Annotated in this window: 15 protein-coding genes; 6 read left to right on the top strand and 9 right to left on the bottom strand. The window is 71.4% G+C overall.

Annotated elements, in window-relative coordinates; all coding sequences use genetic code 11:
- Positions 1-54: 54 nt before the first annotated feature.
- Positions 55-795 carry a TetR/AcrR family transcriptional regulator gene (locus tag BEK98_RS16560; RefSeq protein WP_094217280.1) on the bottom strand — a complete coding sequence of 247 codons (741 nt, stop codon included), beginning with the start codon at positions 793-795 and terminating at the stop codon, positions 55-57.
- A gap of 105 nt (positions 796-900) precedes the next feature.
- Between BEK98_RS16560 and BEK98_RS16555 the strand changes: the two genes are divergently transcribed.
- Positions 901-1,911, top strand: a complete 1,011-nt coding sequence (locus BEK98_RS16555) for an alpha/beta fold hydrolase (protein WP_094217279.1) — start codon at positions 901-903, stop codon at positions 1,909-1,911.
- A 21-nt stretch (positions 1,912-1,932) separates the two neighbouring features.
- On the opposite strand, the gene BEK98_RS16550 is transcribed toward BEK98_RS16555, so the two are convergent.
- Positions 1,933-4,992, bottom strand: coding sequence for an ATP-binding protein (locus tag BEK98_RS16550; protein WP_094217278.1), 3,060 nt, complete (start codon positions 4,990-4,992; stop codon positions 1,933-1,935).
- Between the two features lie 82 nt (positions 4,993-5,074).
- On the opposite strand from BEK98_RS16550, the gene BEK98_RS16545 reads away from it, so the two are divergent.
- On the top strand, positions 5,075-5,587 hold the full coding sequence (locus BEK98_RS16545; protein ID WP_094217277.1) for a DUF2165 domain-containing protein: 513 nt from the start codon (positions 5,075-5,077) through the stop codon (positions 5,585-5,587).
- Here the strand turns inward: BEK98_RS16545 and BEK98_RS16540 are convergent.
- A complete protein-coding gene (locus BEK98_RS16540) occupies positions 5,580-6,143 on the bottom strand; it encodes a hypothetical protein (RefSeq protein ID WP_094217276.1) in 564 nt (187 codons plus the stop codon). The two genes, BEK98_RS16545 and BEK98_RS16540, sit on opposite strands and share 8 nt — an antisense overlap.
- A gap of 60 nt (positions 6,144-6,203) precedes the next feature.
- Entirely contained in the window at positions 6,204-8,789 is a 2,586-nt protein-coding gene (locus BEK98_RS16535) for a bifunctional FO biosynthesis protein CofGH (RefSeq protein WP_094217275.1), read from the bottom strand.
- A gap of 15 nt (positions 8,790-8,804) precedes the next feature.
- On the opposite strand from BEK98_RS16535, the gene BEK98_RS16530 reads away from it, so the two are divergent.
- The gene (locus tag BEK98_RS16530) at positions 8,805-10,319 is read left to right on the top strand and encodes a CehA/McbA family metallohydrolase (protein WP_167444183.1); all 1,515 of its coding nucleotides are present in this window, start codon (positions 8,805-8,807) and stop codon (positions 10,317-10,319) included.
- A gap of 16 nt (positions 10,320-10,335) precedes the next feature.
- On the opposite strand, the gene BEK98_RS16525 is transcribed toward BEK98_RS16530, so the two are convergent.
- Positions 10,336-10,848: a PadR family transcriptional regulator gene (locus BEK98_RS16525; RefSeq protein ID WP_094217273.1), complete on the bottom strand. Its 513-nt coding sequence runs from the start codon at positions 10,846-10,848 to the stop codon at positions 10,336-10,338.
- Between the two features lie 151 nt (positions 10,849-10,999).
- Between BEK98_RS16525 and BEK98_RS49570 the strand changes: the two genes are divergently transcribed.
- Positions 11,000-11,560 carry a hypothetical protein gene (locus tag BEK98_RS49570; protein ID WP_208643121.1) on the top strand — a complete coding sequence of 187 codons (561 nt, stop codon included), beginning with the start codon at positions 11,000-11,002 and terminating at the stop codon, positions 11,558-11,560.
- Complete coding sequence (locus BEK98_RS16520; RefSeq protein WP_208643120.1) at positions 11,557-12,858, top strand: carotenoid oxygenase family protein; 1,302 nt, start codon at positions 11,557-11,559, stop codon at positions 12,856-12,858. Before BEK98_RS49570 ends, BEK98_RS16520 begins: the two co-directional genes overlap by 4 nt.
- Here BEK98_RS16520 and BEK98_RS16515 read toward each other — a convergent pair.
- Genes BEK98_RS16515 through BEK98_RS16500 form a run of 4 tightly spaced genes read right to left on the bottom strand, consistent with a single transcriptional unit; the run spans position 12,855 to position 15,892 of the window.
- Complete coding sequence (locus BEK98_RS16515; protein ID WP_094217271.1) at positions 12,855-13,250, bottom strand: hypothetical protein; 396 nt, start codon at positions 13,248-13,250, stop codon at positions 12,855-12,857. The genes BEK98_RS16520 and BEK98_RS16515 overlap by 4 nt on opposite strands.
- A 23-nt stretch (positions 13,251-13,273) precedes the next feature.
- Complete coding sequence (locus BEK98_RS16510) at positions 13,274-13,855, bottom strand: protease inhibitor I42 family protein (protein ID WP_094217270.1); 582 nt, start codon at positions 13,853-13,855, stop codon at positions 13,274-13,276.
- 20 nt (positions 13,856-13,875) lie between these two features.
- On the bottom strand, positions 13,876-15,504 hold the full coding sequence (locus tag BEK98_RS16505) for a peptidoglycan-binding protein (RefSeq protein ID WP_094217269.1): 1,629 nt from the start codon (positions 15,502-15,504) through the stop codon (positions 13,876-13,878).
- A gap of 10 nt (positions 15,505-15,514) precedes the next feature.
- Positions 15,515-15,892 (bottom strand): hypothetical protein, encoded by a 378-nt coding sequence (locus BEK98_RS16500; RefSeq protein ID WP_094217268.1) that lies wholly within the window; start codon positions 15,890-15,892, stop codon positions 15,515-15,517.
- 162 nt (positions 15,893-16,054) lie between these two features.
- Here BEK98_RS16500 and BEK98_RS16495 point away from each other — a divergent pair, with 162 nt between their 5' ends.
- A complete protein-coding gene (locus tag BEK98_RS16495; RefSeq protein WP_094217267.1) occupies positions 16,055-16,453 on the top strand; it encodes a nitroreductase/quinone reductase family protein in 399 nt (132 codons plus the stop codon).
- The last annotated feature ends 2 nt before the right edge of the window (positions 16,454-16,455 follow it).

Genomic DNA, 16,455 nt, shown 5'->3' with positions numbered 1-16,455 from the left:
CACTGTAATCGACCCGGGACGGTCGGTTCACGGGGGCAAATCGGCACCGCCTGGTCATTCCCGCACAGCTGTGAGCGCTTCGACCCCGTCCAGAATCCGGTCGAGGCCGAAGTCGAGGGGGGCGGTGCCGGCCGGGTCGAAGGCGCCCTCGGCGACCGCCTTGGTGAGGGCCGGGAAGCGGTCGGCGTGCCGGGCCAGCAGGTCGCCGGTGAGCCGGTTCCACTCCCGGTCGTGTTCCTCGTCGTGGTCGCGGAGCTGCTGGGCCTGGTTGCGGACGAGCCCGATCAGGAGCAGGAACACCTGGTGCCGCTGCGCCCCGCCCAGTCCCGTCGGCTCCAGGGCGGCGAGCGCCGCGTCCAGCCAGCGCAGCTGCCGGGGCCCCATGATCTGGCGGCGCATCGCGGTGGCGGTGAGCAACCAGGGATGGTCCGCGTAGACCCGCGCGCACTGCCTGGTCCATTCCCGCGCCCCCGCCCGCCAGTCGCCCTCCGGGACCCCCGACAGATCCGGCCCCCCGGCGAGCACGGCTTCCACCATCAGCTCGACGAGTTCGTTCTTCCCCGGGACGTAGCGGTACAACGCCATGGCCGAGACCCCGAATCCGCCGGCCACCTTGCTCATGGAGACGGCGTCCAGCCCCTCCGCGTCGGCCAGCTCGACGGCTGCCGCGGCGATCTGCTGCGGGGACAGCTTCGGCTTGGGGCCGCGGGTGGGCTGCTCCTGCTCGCCCCACAGCAGCGCGAGGGTCGCCCGCGGGTCACGCGGCTTGTCCTGCTCCTTGTTCCGGGCGGCCATCCGGTTCCTCCCCTTCACCCCGGCGAAGCCCGTTGACTTCGCCCACCAACTGTATATACCGTAAACACAACTGCTGACGGCATAAACAGTTTAGGGGGAACACTCATGCTGCTCACCTACCGCGCCCTCAAGCGCGCCTCGCTCGCGAAGAAGCTCGGCATCACCGCACCGAACGGCATCGACGAGTCGTCGAACGTCCGCATCGGCGGCATCGACCAGTGGATCTCCATCCGCGGCGAGGACCTGTCCAACCCGGTGATCCTGGAGATCCACGGCGGCCCCGGCGCCTCCAACCTGATCTTCATCCCGCGCACCCGCGCCTGGGAGCGGCACTTCACGATCGTGCGCTGGGACATGCGGGGCGCGGGCCGGACGTTCGCGGCGGGCGGCCCGGCCGGCCAGGGCGAGATGACGCTCGACCGCGTCTACCAGGACGCCCTGGAGGTGACCGCGTACGTCCGCGAGCGCCTGGGCGTCGCCAGGCTCCTCCTCGTCGCCAACAGCTTCGGCACGGTCACCGGCCTGCGCCTGGCCCGCAACCACCCCGAGCTGTACTCGGCGTACGTCGGCACCGACCAGAACGTCATCGACGGCGGCCGCGACACCTCGTCGTACGAGGCCCTGCTGGCCCGGCTGGAGAAGGCGGGCAAGAAGAAGGAGCTGGCCAAGATCGTGGCCATGGGCCCGGACCGGACGGCCTGGTCCGCGCACGAGTGGGCGGACCACGCGAAGATCGTGACCACCACCGATCCGCTCACCTACGACACGATGAAGACGGTCGTGATCCGCTCCCTCTGGTTCTCCCCGTTCCACACCCTGCGGGGACTGCGCATGTACCTGAAGGGCATGAGCTTCTCCGAGCAACTGGGCCCGCAGGCGATGACGATCGACGAGCGCGCCGAGGGCACGTCCTTCCGTCTCCCCTTCTTCATCTTCCAGGGCGACAGCGACGTCCTCACCCCACCGGAGCCGGCCCACCGCCTCTACGAGCAGGTCACGGCCCCCGTGAAGGGCTTCGCCCTCATCAGGAACGCCAGCCACTTCGCGTCGTTCCGGCACCCGGACCAGTTCCTGGACCTGATGCTGAGCAAGGTGCGGCCGGTGGTCTCGGGATGAGTTCGGCCCAGATCTCGCCGCTCACTCCGCGTAGCGCGCACGCATCGCGTCCCGGGCCGCGACCACTCTCGCCAGCCGGGGCGCGAGCCTGGCCCGGTCGATGCCGGGGCTGTGGAGCAGGATGTCGAGGCAGTCGGCCAAGCTCGCCTTGTAAGGCCAGTCGTACGAGGTCAGCACGCGGTGCAGCCAGGTGTCCAGCTCGGACCAGGCCTGAAGAGCCGCGCTGATCGCGGCCTCCATGTACGCGTGCACCTGTGGAGAGTAGGCATCCGGCCGCCGTGCCTCGTGGGCCAGCCTCGCCCACAAAGGACGGGCGGCGGTCGTGCCCTCTTCCCCGCTCACCGCCAGGGCCAGGTGCCACAGGCCCCATAGCTTGTCGGTCGCCAGTTCCTCTTCGGCCGCCCGCCGAGCAAGGGACCAGTTCCCGGTGAGCAGGTGCACGGCGCATCGTGTATCGGCCGTGTCCGCCTCCGCCAGCGCTTGGTCGAACCGGCCGCCCAACTGGTGCAGATAGACCAACTGCCGGTTCGCCCAGTCGGGATCACCGCCCAGCGTGACGTATCGCTCCAGGTCCACCCGCGCCTGTTCCAGCCGGCCGACGCTCATGTCGCTCTGAATCTTGTTCGCCAGGGCCCACGCACCCTCGTAGTCCAGTTCCACCGCGCGGTAGGCGTCAGCGAGCGCTCTGTCGTACCTGCCTCGGCGGTGATGCGCCTTGGAACGGTGTACCAGGGCCCATGGATAGTCCGGAGCGAGGGTCAGCGCGCGGTCCAGGTCCGCCAGCGCCTCCTCGTCGCGGCCCTGTTTGCCGTACAGGGCGCCCCTGCTGGCATACACCGAGGCGTAGGCGTCGTCGACGTCGATGGCCCGCTGGTAGTCGGCGAGCGCCTCCCGCACGCGGCCGACGGCGCTGAGCGCGTCGCCCCGCTCGCACAGCACCCAAGGCGCCTCTGGGGTGAGGGTCACCGCCCGATCGAGGTCGGCGAGCTGCTGCTCGCGTTCACCACGTGACCGCCGAAGCCGGGCCCGGCGTACGAGGCCCCAGACGAAGTCCGGGTCGATCTCCAGCGCCCGGTCCAGATCTGCGAGCGCGACGTCGTACCGGCCGAGCGTGTGGTGGATGACACCCCGCGCGGCCCAGGCGCCTCGCAGCGTCGGGTCGAGTTCGATCGCCCGGTCCAGATCCCGCAGGGCGGCGTCGTAGCGCGCGCACATCCGGTGGTAGTCGCCGCGGGACGCGAGGTAGCGGGCGTTGTCGGGCTCCAGGCCGAGAACGTGGTCCAGGTCCGCGACAGCCCCTTCAAAATCCCGCAGTTCGGCACGGACGAAAGCACGGCCGTGGCGGGCGAAGATCAGCTCGGAGTCGAGGGCGACGGCCCGGTCGTACTCGGACACCGCACGCTCGTGCTCCTCGGCCACCCGGAAGATGTTGCCCCGGACGGCGTGCGCGATGGCCCGGGACGTGGAGTCGAGGGCGGCACGGTCGAGCAGCAGGCCCAGCGCGGGGGCGGCGGTCGGGGCCTCAAGGGCGTGCAGCAGTTCCCGGCCCCAGCCCGTCACCGCCTCGGCGTGGGTGTCCGCTCCGGCCTCCACCAGCATCCGTGCCCAGCGGCGGGCCTCCTCCTCCCCCCGGCCGCAGGCCCGCACCACGCCCCCGAGCACGAACGGCAGCGCGGTCCGCTCCCCCGCGCACAGCCGGTGATACGCCTCTGCCAGCCGGAGTTCCCGCCACTCCTCGTCCGCCCAGGGATCGCCCAGGCCCCCCTCCCGCTCCGCCCGCCACCCTCCGAAGGTCTCCGCCAGCCGCCCGTGCCGTTGCGCCCACCGGCGCGGTGAGCGCCGGCGCTGCATGCGGAGCATCGGCGCCCGTACGACATCGTGGTACTGCACCCGCTCCCCGTGCTCGCTGACGAACGGCATCCCCCGCAGCCAGTCGTACAGGGTCTCGGCCTCCTCCTCGGCGCAGTCCACCACCGCCCGGAACACGTCCGCGTCCAGTCGCCGGGGCAGCGCGCAGGCCAGGGCCGCCGCCCGCCGGACCGCATCCGGCTCCCACTTCAGGAAGCGTTCCACGGCCGTGGCGCTCGGGTCCCCCACGTCGTCCGGGTCGGCCGGGCGGGCCTCGGCGAGGGTGGAGACGAGGACGGGCAGGCCGCCGGAGAGGCGGAGCACCTCCTCCACCACCGGCTCGGCCACGACCCCCCTGTCCGCCAGCAGGCCCCGCGCCTCCGCCTCGGTGAACGGGCCGAGCGGTACGTCGGTCATGAAGTCAGCGAAGCCGCCCCAGCGGGCCGTGTCGAAGGGGCGTTGGCCGGCGGTGACGACGATGACGTCGGCGGGGAGGGCGCCGTAGCGGTCGGTGGTCATCAGCTCGTGCAGCCAGCCGTCCAGATACGGGCCGGTGCGCTCGTACGTGTCGAAGAACAGCACCAGCCACGGGACCGACGAGGTGATGTCCGACAGTTCGTCCAGCAGCCGGGGCGTCAGGACTCGCTCCGGTGCCAGCACCAGCTGCACGTCCTCCTGGTTACGGAACCGCGCGCTCAGCCTCGCCTTCAAACGCGCGGCTCCCTCGGTGAGCTGGCCCGCGTCCACGGCTCCCACGAACGCGCCGGCCCCGGGGACCAGCGCCCCGAGGCCCGCCATGCCGAGCCGTACCGCAGTCGTGGCGAGCGGGGACGGGCCCTCGGGGGCAGGCTCCAGGGTCGCGACCTCGGCCTCCGCTTCATGCCGCCGGTCCCGGTACGCGGCGAGCATCTCCTCCAGCCGTTTCAACCGCCGTCCCTGCTTGGCGAGTTGGTGACCGATCGCCGCCATCGCCTCCGGCACGCTCCCCGCGCCCTCGTCGACGTACGCCGTCAGCGCCCCGCGCTCCCGCGCGAGCTGCTCCAACTCCCTGACCAGGAACGTCTTTCCGACACCGGCGTTGCCGTGCACATGAAACAGGAAGCGGTGGCGTTCATCCTCAGGCGGAAGGTCCAAGTTGGCCCGGAACGCCGCCCGTTCGTCGCTGCGCCCGACGAACCCCGCCCGCCTGCGCCGCCCGATCAGCTCCTGCATCGACGGCCGTGCCTGCGACATGCGCACACCCTCCCCGCGATCCCCCTTCATTCTGGCTCAATGCGCGTGGGAGGAGACGGCGTTCGTCGGGGAGAATCCAGCCATGACCACCACCCCCACACGCCACACAGGCCTCAGGCTCGCCGCCGGCGTCCTCACCGGCATACTCGCCCTCTACATCGCCCTCGTCGCCCTCGGGAACATCACCGACTTCGGGACGAACCAGCAGTTCGTGCGGCATGTGCTCGCGATGGACACGACCTTCAAGGACGACGACCTGATGTGGCGGGCGATCACCAGCACCGCGCTTCAGGACACCGCGTACGTCGCGATCATCGTGTGGGAGACCGTCGCCGCGCTCGTCCTGATCTGGGGCACCTGGCTGTGGGCGCGGCGGGACGTCGACCGTGCCCGGCGGTTCTCCACCTACGGGCTGCTGATGCTCGTGCTGCTCTTCGGTGCCGGGTTCATCGCCATCGGCGGTGAGTGGTTCTCCATGTGGCAGTCGAAGACCTGGAACGGGCTGGACGCGGCGACCCGGGTGTTCCTGCTCAGCGGGGTGGCGCTGATCGTCAACCAGCTGCCGGGCGGGACCGGACAGCGGGACGCTAGCTGACGACGGTCACCCTCGTGCCCTGATCGCCGAAGGCCCACAGGGCGGCACCGTCTTGCTTGTGCATGCGGATGCCGCCCAGCTTCTGGCCGTTCGAGGGCGGCGGTGAGGCGCCGTCCAGGGCGTTGGAGAAGGCCACGTTCACGCCGGACACCTTGGTGAAGTACATGACGTGCTCGATCTCGACGCCGTCCGAGCCCTTGAGGGACTGGGTGCGCAGGGTGATCGAGTAGCGGCCGGGCTGCGGGCTCACCGTGCCCGGCCACACCGTGAACGTGCGGCCCGCCTTGCCGGTGGCGTCCACCAGCCACACGCGCTTCTCGCCGAGGGAGTACACGATCCGGCGGCCCGTGCCGGACTCCTCCGGCAGCGCGGGCGGCCCCGACGGCTTCGAGGAGGCGGACGCGTGCGCGCCCGCCGACGCCGAGGGGGCCGGGCGGGCCACCGCGGCCGTGGGATGCGGCCCGTGGTCCGCCTGGACGGCCAGGGCGACGACAACCGCGATCGCCCCCGTCGTCAGACCGGAGACCCAGGCCCACGAGGGCAGTAGGGCAGCCACGGGTACGCATCTCCTCCGCTACGGGTCCCCCTTCTCAGCGCAGGGGTCGGATCATCGTACTCAGTCCAGGACCGGCAGAAGATCCGGCAGGTGGCCGTCGGAGGCCTCCGCCGCCCGCTGCCGCTCCTCGGACACCGGGCCGTAGAGCGTGGTGCGGGGCCGCGCCGGGCGGCCGGCCGCATCGGCCACCGCCACCAGGTCCCTGATCGACTTGTACGAGCCGTACGACGAGCCCGCCATACGGGAGATCGTCTCCTCCATCAGGGTGCCGCCCAGGTCGTTCGCCCCGGAGCGGAGCATTTCCGCCGCGCCCTCCGCGCCCAGTTTGACCCAACTTGTCTGGATGTTCGGGATGTAGGGGTGCAGCAGGAGCCTGGCCATCGCCGTCACCGCCCGGTTGTCCCGCGTGGACGGGCCGGGGCGGGCGATGCCCGCCAGGTACACCGGCGCGTTCGTGTGGATGAAGGGGAGCGTCACGAACTCCGTGAAGCCGCCCGTCCGCTGCTGGATCCCGGCCAGTGTGCGCAGGTGGCCCAGCCAGTGGCGGGGCTGGTCGACATGGCCGTACATCATCGTCGAGGAGGAACGGATGCCCAGTTCGTGGGCCGTCGTGATCACCTCGATCCAGGTGGCCGCGGGCAGCTTGCCCTTGGTCAGCACCCAGCGGACCTCGTCGTCCAGGATCTCCGCCGCCGTACCGGGGATGGAGTCCAGGCCCGCCTCCTTGGCGGCGGACAGCCACTCCCGGATCGACATCCCCGTCCTGGTAGCGCCGTTCACCACCTCCATCGGGGAGAACGCGTGCACATGCATGCCGGGGACCCGGTCCTTCACCGCCTTCGCGATGTCGAAGTACGCCGTCCCGGGCAGGTCGGGGTGGATGCCGCCCTGCATGCACACCTCGACCGCGCCCACGTCCCAGGCCTGCTGGGCCCGGTCCGCCACCTGCTCCAGCGACAGGGTGTACGCGTCCGCGTCCGTCCTGCGCTGCGCGAAGGCACAGAAGCGGCAGCCCGTGTAACAGACGTTGGTGAAGTTGATGTTGCGGGTGACGATGTACGTGACGTCGTCGCCGACGGCCGACTTGCGTACGTCGTCCGCCACCCGGCACAGCGCGTCCAGCGCCGGGCCGTCCGCGTGGAACAGGGCCAGGGCCTCGGCGTCCGTCAGTCTCGTCGGGTCGTCGGCGGCCGTGCGCAGCGCCTGCCGTACGTCCGTGTCGATGCGCTCCGGCGCCATGCCGGGAGCCGCCGCCTCGCGCAGCGCCTCCCAGTCGCCGTACACCTCGTCGAAGTCGTCGCGCCGGTCGGCCGTACGGCCCTCGGTGTCGATCGTGCGGTGCAGATCCGTGCGGCCGCTGGGCACGAAGGCCTCCTCCGGCTCCTGCCACGGGTGCCCCTCGACCACCGCGTCCGGGAGGGCGAGGCCCGTCTCCGGGTCGGCGAGCGCGGCCACGTGCGGGCGCAGACGCGGATCCAGCCAGGGCTCGCCGCGCCGGACGAACTCGGGGTACACACACAGCCGTTCGCGCAGCTCGAAGCCGGCGGCGCGGGAACGCTCGGTGAGTTCCTCGATCATCGGCCAGGGGCGTTCCGGGTTGACGTGGTCGATGGTGAGCGGGGACACCCCGCCCCAGTCGTCGATGCCGGCGCCGATCAGCCGCTCGTACTCGTCGTCCACCAGGTTCGGCGGGGCCTGGAGGCAGCCGCTCGGGCCCATGATGTGCCGGGCCACGGCCACCGTGGCGACCAGGTCGTCCAGTTCGGCGTCCGGCATGCCGCGCATCGCCGTGTCCGGCTTGGCGCGGAAGTTCTGGATGATCAGCTCCTGGACGCCGTGGTAGGCCCGGGAGACCTTGCGGAGGGCGAAGAGGGACTCCGCGCGCTCCTCGTACGTCTCACCGATGCCGATCAGCAGGCCGGAGGTGAAGGGCACCGAGGAACGGCCCGCGTCCTCCAGCACCCGCAGCCGTACGGCCGGTTCCTTGTCCGGGGAGCCGTAGTGCGGGCCGCCGGGCTCGGACCAGAGCCGGGTGGCCGTCGTCTCCAGCATCATGCCCATGGAGGGAGCCACCGGCTTCAGCCGCTGGAAGTCCGTCCACGACATCACGCCCGGGTTGAGGTGGGGCAGCAGGCCCGTCTCCTCCAGGATGCGGATCGAGATGGCGCGGACGTAGGCGATGGTGTCGTCGTAGCCGTGCGCGTCCAGCCACTCGCGCGCTTCCGGCCAGCGGTCCTCCGGCTTGTCGCCGAGGGTGATCAGGGCTTCCTTGCAACCGAGGGCCGCGCCCTTGCGGGCGACGTCGAGCACCTCGTCGGGGGACATGAACATCCCGTGGCCCGCGCGGCGCAGCTTGCCGGGGACGGTGACGAAGGTGCAGTAGTGACACTTGTCCCGGCACAGCCGGGTCAGGGGGATGAAGACGCTCTTCGAGTAGGTGATGACACCGGGCCGGCCCGCCGCCTGAAGGCCCGCGTCACGCACCCGGGCGGCGGACGCGGCGAGGTCGGTGAGGGCCTCGCCGCGGGCCTGGAGAAGCACCGCCGCCTCGGAGACGTCGAGGGCGACGCCGTCCCGGGCACGTTTGAGGGCGCGACGCATGGAGTTCTCGGTCGGGCCGGTCCCGGAGGTCGCGGAAGTCGTCATTCATTGAGCATAAGCATGGGGCTCCGCCGGTTCAGCGGGGTCCGGGGGGTCGGGGGGACGTACGGTGCGTGGGGTGGTGCGGCTTCGTTGTGGCTGGTCGCGCAGTTCCCCGCGCCCCTCGGGTTGGCTTACGTTGGAGACGTGACGACGTTGCGCGGCACTTTGCCTCCGGGATCGCCCGACTACGTCTATGTGCCGGTCGAAGTACCGCCCGGGACTCGCGAGTTGAAGGTCTTCTACACCTACGACAAACCCGCCGTCCCACCCGGCACCCCCGGCAACGCCCTCGACATCGGGCTCTTCGACCAGCGTGGCATCGACACGGGCTTCAGGGGCTGGTCGGGCGGTGCGCGTACGGAGTTCTTCGTGCGGGGTGACGAGGCGACGCCCGGGTACCTGCCGGGGCCGCTCGACCCCGGGACCTGGCACATCGTGCTCGGCCCCTACACGGTCGCGCCGCAGGGGCTGTCGTACGAGGTGACGGTCACGCTCGTCGAAGGGGAGCCGGGCGAGACGCCACGGCCGGTGTATCCGGCCGACCGGGCGCTGGGCCGGGGCCGGGCCTGGTACCGGGGTGACTGTCATCTCCACTCCTGGCACTCCGACGGGCGCCGCACCCCGGCCGAGATCGGGGCACTGGCCCGGGCGGCCGGGCTGGACTTCATCAACAGTTCCGAGCACAACACGACGTCCTCGCATGCCCACTGGGCCGACGTGGCGGGCGACGATCTGCTCGTGCTGCTGGGCGAGGAGGTCACCACGAGGAACGGTCACGTGCTGGCCCTCGGGACCGAGCCGGGGACCTTCGTCGACTGGCGGTACCGGGCCCGGGACGGGCGCTTCGGTCGCTTCGCCCGCCGGATCCGGGAGGCCGGCGGGCTGGTCGTACCGGCCCATCCGCATGCCACGTGCGTCGGGTGCGGCTGGAAGTTCGGGTTCGGGGAGGCCGACGCGGTCGAGGTGTGGAACGGGCCGTACACGCCCGACGACGAGGTGACCCTGGCCGCCTGGGACGCCCAGCTCGTCGCGTCCGTGCGGGAGAGGGGGAAAGGGCGGCAGTGGCTTCCGGCCATGGGCAACAGCGACGCCCACCGCGACCCGGACGCGGTCGGTATGCCCCAGACGGTCGTTCTCGCCGAGGACCTCACCCGGGCGGCGATCCAGCAGGGTCTGCGCGCAGGGCGGTCGTACGTGGCCGAGTCGCGGCATGTGACGCTCTCGCTCAGCGTTGCCGGGGGCGGCCGGGAGGCCGGCATCGGGGAGCGGCTGGCGGTGCCGGAGGACACCCCGGTGACGGTCCGGCTGGAGGCCTCCGGCGTCCCGCGCTGCTCCGTCCGTTTCGTCACCGACCAGGGCGTCCTGTTCACCAGCGAGCCGCTGCCGGTGTCCGGGGCAGGCGTGGTCGAGTGGCGCACGACACCGGCGTACGCGGCCTACGTCCGGGCGGAGGTGCGCCACGAGACGGCCCTCGGCCCGGTGCCGGGGGCGATGGCCGCGTTCACCAACCCCGTCTTCCTCGGGGCTGTTTGAGGGGCTACCAGAGGGGCTACTTGATCTGGGTGGCCGCCCACTCGGCCCACTCCCTGCGCATCGCGTTGAAGCGCAGGCCGTACTCCAGGGCGATGCGGCCGTAGACGGAGAGGTCGTCGTCGTCCCAGTCGATGGCCTCGTCGAGCTGTCTCAGCTGCTCGTGCTCGTGCGCGGACAGCTCGACCAGCTCGGTCAGATAGGCGCGGGCCTGCTCGGGGCGCAGCACGCCGAGGAAGAAGACGCGCAGGAGCAGGTCGCTGCGGGTGTTGCGCTGGGGCTTGGTCTCGGTCAGCCAGTGGCGCAGCTCGGCCATGCCCGCGTCGGCGAGGGTGTACTCCTTGCGGCCGCGCGGCCCCTCGGCGGCCACCATGATCAGCCCGGAGTCCGCCAGCTTGGTCAGCTCGGTGTAGATCTGGCTCTGCGTGGCCGGCCAGACGTTGGCCAGTGAGGTCTCGAACCGCTTCAGCAGGTCGTACCCGCTGGCGGGGCGCTCCGAGAGCAGGCCGAGCAGTGCGTGTCTGAGGCTCATGACCCCCACTCTACATTCCACTGTTGACATGTCGCGAGGTGACCTTCTACTTTTGACATGTCAGACCAGGAAGCAAGAGATCGCCGAGCACCACAGACCACCAAGCACCAGAGACCACCGAGACAAGAGATCATCGGAAACGGGGAGTCCCATGTCGTACCTGCGCACGTTCCTGCCGTGGATCGTCTTCGCCGTCTTCCCCTCCGGGGACTGGCAGTGGGGCGCTCTGGCCGCCCTGCTGGTCGCCGTCGCGATCATCGCCAAGGAGAAGCAGTCCGGCACCGGATTTGACGCACTCATCATCGAATCCGGCTCGGCGGTCTTCTTCGCCGTCCTCGCGGCCGTCGCCTTCGCCGACCCGCACTCGGGCGTGCACGACTACTCCGCGGCGCTCTCCTCCGGCACCCTCGCCGTCATCGCCGGTGTCTCGCTGGCCATCGGGCGGCCGTTCACCCTGGGCATCGCCAAGCGCAGCACCCCGCCCGAGTTCTGGGGTCTGAAGCCGTTCATCCGGACCAACGTCGTCATCACCGCCGTATGGACCGCCGCCTTCGTGGCGACCGCCGTCGCCCTCGCCCTGGTGGCCCACGCAGGCCACGCCCACTCCACCGCCGCCACCGTGATCCAGATCGCCGGCTTCGCCGTCCCGATGGTCTTCACCGTCCGCTACGTCGCCCACGTCCAGGCCAAGGCCGGACAGGTGGCCCGGTGAAGCACCTCGGCGGCAACTACGCCCCGGTCACCGAGGAACTCACCGCGCACGACCTGCCGGTGACCGGCACGATCCCGCCCGAGCTGGCCGGCTGGTACCTGCGCAACGGCCCGAACCCGGCCGACGCCGCCTCCGGGCACTGGTTCTTCGGCGACGGCATGGTGCACGGCGTCCGCCTCGACGGCGGGCGGGCCGTCTCCTACCGCAACCGCTGGGTACGCACCACCCGGTTCACCGACGGGACCCGGATGTACGACGACCAGGGCCGGCGGGACCTCACCTCCGGCCCGGCCAACACCCATGTGGTCCGGCACGCCGGCCGCACCCTGGCCCTGGTCGAGACGGCCCTGCCCTACGAGCTGACCCGCGACCTCGACACCCTGGGCCCCTACGACTTCGACGGCCGGCTGGGGACCGCGATGACCGCCCACCCGAAGACCTGCCCGGCCACCGGCCAACTGCACTTCTTCGGCTACGGCATGGCGGAGCCCACCCACCTCACCTACCACCGGGCCGACGCCACGGGCGAGTTGGTGATCAGCAGGAGCATCGAGGTGCCCGGTCCGACCATGCTGCACGACTTCGCGCTCACCGCCGGGCACGTCGTCTTCATGGACCTGCCCGTCGTCTTCGACCTCGAACTCGCCCTGACCGGCGGGACGATGCCCTACAGCTGGGACGACGGCTACGGCGCCCGGCTCGGCGTCCTGCGCCGCGACGACCCGCACGGCGCGGTCCGCTGGTTCGACGTGGACCCCTGCTACGTCTTCCACTCGCTCAACGCCCATGACGCTCCGGACGGCACCCTCGTGCTGCACGTCATGCGCTACCCGGAGATGTGGCGCCGCACCGCCGACGGCAGCTCCGCGCCGCAGCGGGCGGTGCTGTGGAAGTGGACCATCGACCCGGCCCGCGGCACGGTCCGCGAGGAGCAGATCGACGACCGCCCGGGCGAGTTCCCCCGCGTCGACGACCGCCTGACCGGCCTCGACTCCCTCCACGGGCACGTGACCTGCGGCACCTCACTGGTCCGCTACGACCTGACGACCGGCGCCGTCACCGCGCACGACTTCGGTCCCGGCCGCACGCCCGGCGAGGCCGCGTTCGCCCCGGCCGACGACGTGCCCGGCGGCCCCGGCTGGCTGCTGACGTACGTCCACGACGCCGCCACCGACCGCAGCGACCTGGTCGTCCTGGACGCCGGGGACCTGGCCGCCGCGCCGGTGGCCACGGTCCATCTGCCGGCTCGGGTGCCGTTCGGCTTCCACGGCAATTGGCTGGCCGACACGGACGCCTAGGGCGTGCCCTCACGGGTGGCCCGGCGCAGGGCGATGATCTCGGCGACCGCGGCCAGCCAGCGGGCAGCCCAGGTGTCGCCCTCCGGTGTGCCGGCGGTCTGCGCCGCGCCGCTCAGCCAGTCCCGCAGGATCGCGGCCGGCTCCGGGGACGGCAGTGGCTCGGGCAGCTCGGCCGCGTAGGCCAGGCCGCCGGACCGGACGATCTCGGCGACGAACACCAGCGAGCGCGGCAGCACGCCGAGCCGGTCGAGAGTGACGGCGGCCGCGACGGCGCCGTCGCCGAACAGAGCTGTGCGGAAGGCGTCCTGGGTCAGGCCGTAGCGCAGCAGGACGGCGACGTCGGTCGCGGCCAGGACCTCGTCGTCGGTGCGGCTGTCGGGAGCAGGGGGCATGAGGGCCTCGGTTCCGGTCCGGGTCAGCGGACGGTGATGGTGAAGACGTAGAAGCCGGCGCCGACATGGGAGTGCGGGTCGGCGGTCAGGGTGGGGTACGGGGACGGGGACGCCGTGCCGTCGGGGGTGGGGCCCAGGGTGGACCTGTCGTGAGGGCCGGGGCCGGTGCACGTGTGCAGCGGGCAGTGCAGCAGCCGTACCGCGGCCTTGCCCTTCGCCAGGGCGGTGAAGTCGAACGACTGGGTCCCGCCGGTGCTGCCGTCGGCGTCGCTGCCGTCGCCGGTCGCCCGGTCGCCCCAGTACTTCAGCACGGCCGCGTCCGGCTCGGGGTCGGCGAGGTACCAGTGCTCGCCCAGGGTCGCGGCCGACGGAACGGTGAGGGCGAACTTCTCACCCGGCTCGACCGTGATACTCCGGTGCTCGATGCCGTACTCGTCGGCCTTACCCGTCGCGCTGGGCTCGGCAGTCGCGCTGGGCCTGGCGGTCTCGCCGGGCGTGCCGGTGGGGCCGCTGTGGCCGGTCCCACCGCCCTTGCCGCAACCGGTGAGGACGAGGAGGCAGGCCAGGGCGGCGGCCGCGCCGAGAAGCGGGGTGCGTGCGGTCATGATCGGTTCCGGCCTGTTCCTCAGTCCTGGGGCAGATGGACGGCGTACGCGTCGGGCAGCTGGTTGTCGCTGGCCTTCGCCATACCGCCGTTGACGAAGTCGTCCTCGCTGACCCATGTGGTCTGGCCCCACGGGTTGTAGATCTGCAGCTTGTCACCCTCCTGGCCGATGATCATCATGGCGTGGCCGGACCGCTTGCCGTCCGTGTACCCCTCGACCCCGATGGGCACCGGCTTGCCCTCCGCCACCGCCTTCTCGATGTCCGGCAGGACGTTGCGCCGGGCGTCCGCGTCCCGGACCTCGTGCAGTTCGTAGGAGCTTCCGGTCTCCGGGCTGATCTCCTTGTTGACGACCTCGGTCTTGCCGCCCAGGTCCATGCCGTTCCAGTTGGCGCCGCCGTGGCCCTCCTGGTGCACCCGGTGCTGTTCGTCCACCAGGCGGCGCCGGAAGGCCGCCGGGTCGTCCTCCTGGCCGCTCGGGCCACCGGTGAGTCCGAGGGCGTAGACGGGGTCGGCCATGGCGCGGGCGGTGACAGTGGACGAGGCCACGCACGTGCCCTCGCTGCCGTCGCCGCCCTGGGACCACTGCTGGCCGTCGAAACTCTGCAGATCGGTGTTGACGTTGGCGCCGCTACCGGGGTCCGTCCCCTCGTCCTTCAGGCTGTCCCCCTGGGTGACGATCGGCGACAGGTGCCGCTGCAGCCAGGCCGGGTCCTTGCCGTGGATCTTCCCGTCGAACGTCTCGATGTCGTCGACGCCGTGGCCCGCCGCGAGGGCCTTCATGAGGTACGCCTTCTCCTGCGGGGACTTCGCGTTCGCCAGGAGCTGGTCCATCCGGGTCCGGTCGGCCGGCGAGAGCTTGTCCATGGCCCGGCCAGAGCGCTCCAGGTCATTGGCGGTGAGGATCTCGTTGTAGTCGGCCGCACCGGCCTTCCCGCTGGTGTCGGCCAGCATCAGCTGGTCCACCGCGGTCAGTTGACCGCTGTGCATCTTCCCGGCGCGCGCCTCGGCCGCCCACTTGTTCAAGTCCCGGGCCGCGGCGCGTACGGCGTCGTCCGCGGCGACGGCGGCCTTGTGCATCAGCCCGACCCCGTCGGTGGCGACGGTCCGGGCCGCGGCGAGGGCCTTCTCCTGCTCGGCCTTCTCCTCTTCGGTCTCGATCAGGCGGCCGAGGTCGAAGAAGCTGTCCTTGGGGCCGAGTTGCTGCTTGGCCTGCTCCATCTTGGCGCGGCCGTCGGCATCCTGCTTCTGTGCGTGCCCGAGCACGTCGGCCAGGGCGAGCAGCGCCTTCGCGCCGCCCTGGAACGCCTCGGCCATCTTCGTCGCGGCCCGGGCGGCGGCGCCCACCGCGTCGGCGGCGAGGACGCTGGTGTCGCCGACCCAGACCTCCGGCAGCCCCTTGCGGGCCACCTTGTTCGCCCGGTCGTGCACGTCACCGGCCTTGTCGACCTGGCCGCGGTACTGCTTGCCCAGCGATTCGAGGGCCGCCGTGTCGCCCACCGGCGCGGAGACGAAGAGCGCGCCGTCGATCTGGTCCAGCAGATCGTTCTTGGACCCCGCCTTGGGAATGCTCTCGACCAGATCGGCCAGCCAGGAACGGCGGCCGGCCGGGGAGTCCAGGGCGCCCAGCGGGTTCAGGAATCCCGTCATCGGCCCGCCCTCAGAACTTCGACAGGACAGACGGACGGTCGGCGTACGCCGGCATGGTGGTGACGCCTCCGTTCCCGCCGACGGACACCGCTTCCGCCCGGGTGCCGACACTGTGGTCGCTGCCCGCGTACGCGCCCTTGGAGAGGCGGACCTTGTCGGCGAGTTCATGCAGCGCCGACTCCAGCGTGGCCGCGTCCGACTGCCAGGCCGCGGCGAACGCGTTGAACGCCTCGCTCGCCTCGGAGCCGCCCAGCGCGTCCTGCGTGTAGCACATGGCGGGGCTGATCGCCGTACGGATGTCTCCCGCGTCGTCGCCCGCGTCGTCCAGTTCCTTCGCCTGCCCGGACATGCCGGACCTGACCGTGTAGCCGTCCGAAGACGCGCCCATCACGCTTCCCCCGTTGCGATAGATCATGACCGCGGGGGAGGCTAACACGCGCCATTCGTACGAACGTCCACGTATCACACGCCCCGCACGGGGCCGACACAGCTTCCCCGCGGGGCACCGGGCCGGACGCCGTCCGCGGAGGAGAGCAGGAGAGTCCGAGAGATGTCACGCAAGTCCGCCGACCTCAAGCACCGGATCGTCACCCGCTTCCAGCGCCATGTGGCCAACCCGCTCAACCGGCGTGTTCCGGCCCAGACGATCCTGGAGACCACGGGCCGCACGTCCGGCCTGCCCCGGCCGACGCCGGTGGGCGGGCGCCGGGTCGGCGACTCCTTCTGGATCGTCTCGGAGTTCGGCTTCAAGTCGCAGTACGTCCGCAACATCCAGGCCGACCCGCACGTCCGCATCCGCATCCGCGGCCGCTGGCACCACGGCACCGCCCACCTCCTCCCGGAGGACGACGCCGTGACCCGCCTGCGCGGCCTGCCCCGCTTCAACAGCGCGGCGGTACGGGCGTTCGGCACGGACCTGCTGACGGTGCGGGTGGACCTGACGGACTGAGT

The sequence above is a fragment of the Streptomyces diastatochromogenes genome, assembly GCF_002242805.1.
GTDB lineage: Bacteria > Actinomycetota > Actinomycetes > Streptomycetales > Streptomycetaceae > Streptomyces > Streptomyces diastatochromogenes.
The sequence above is the reverse complement of the archived record's forward strand: the minus strand, read 5'-3'. Positions and strand labels throughout refer to the sequence as shown.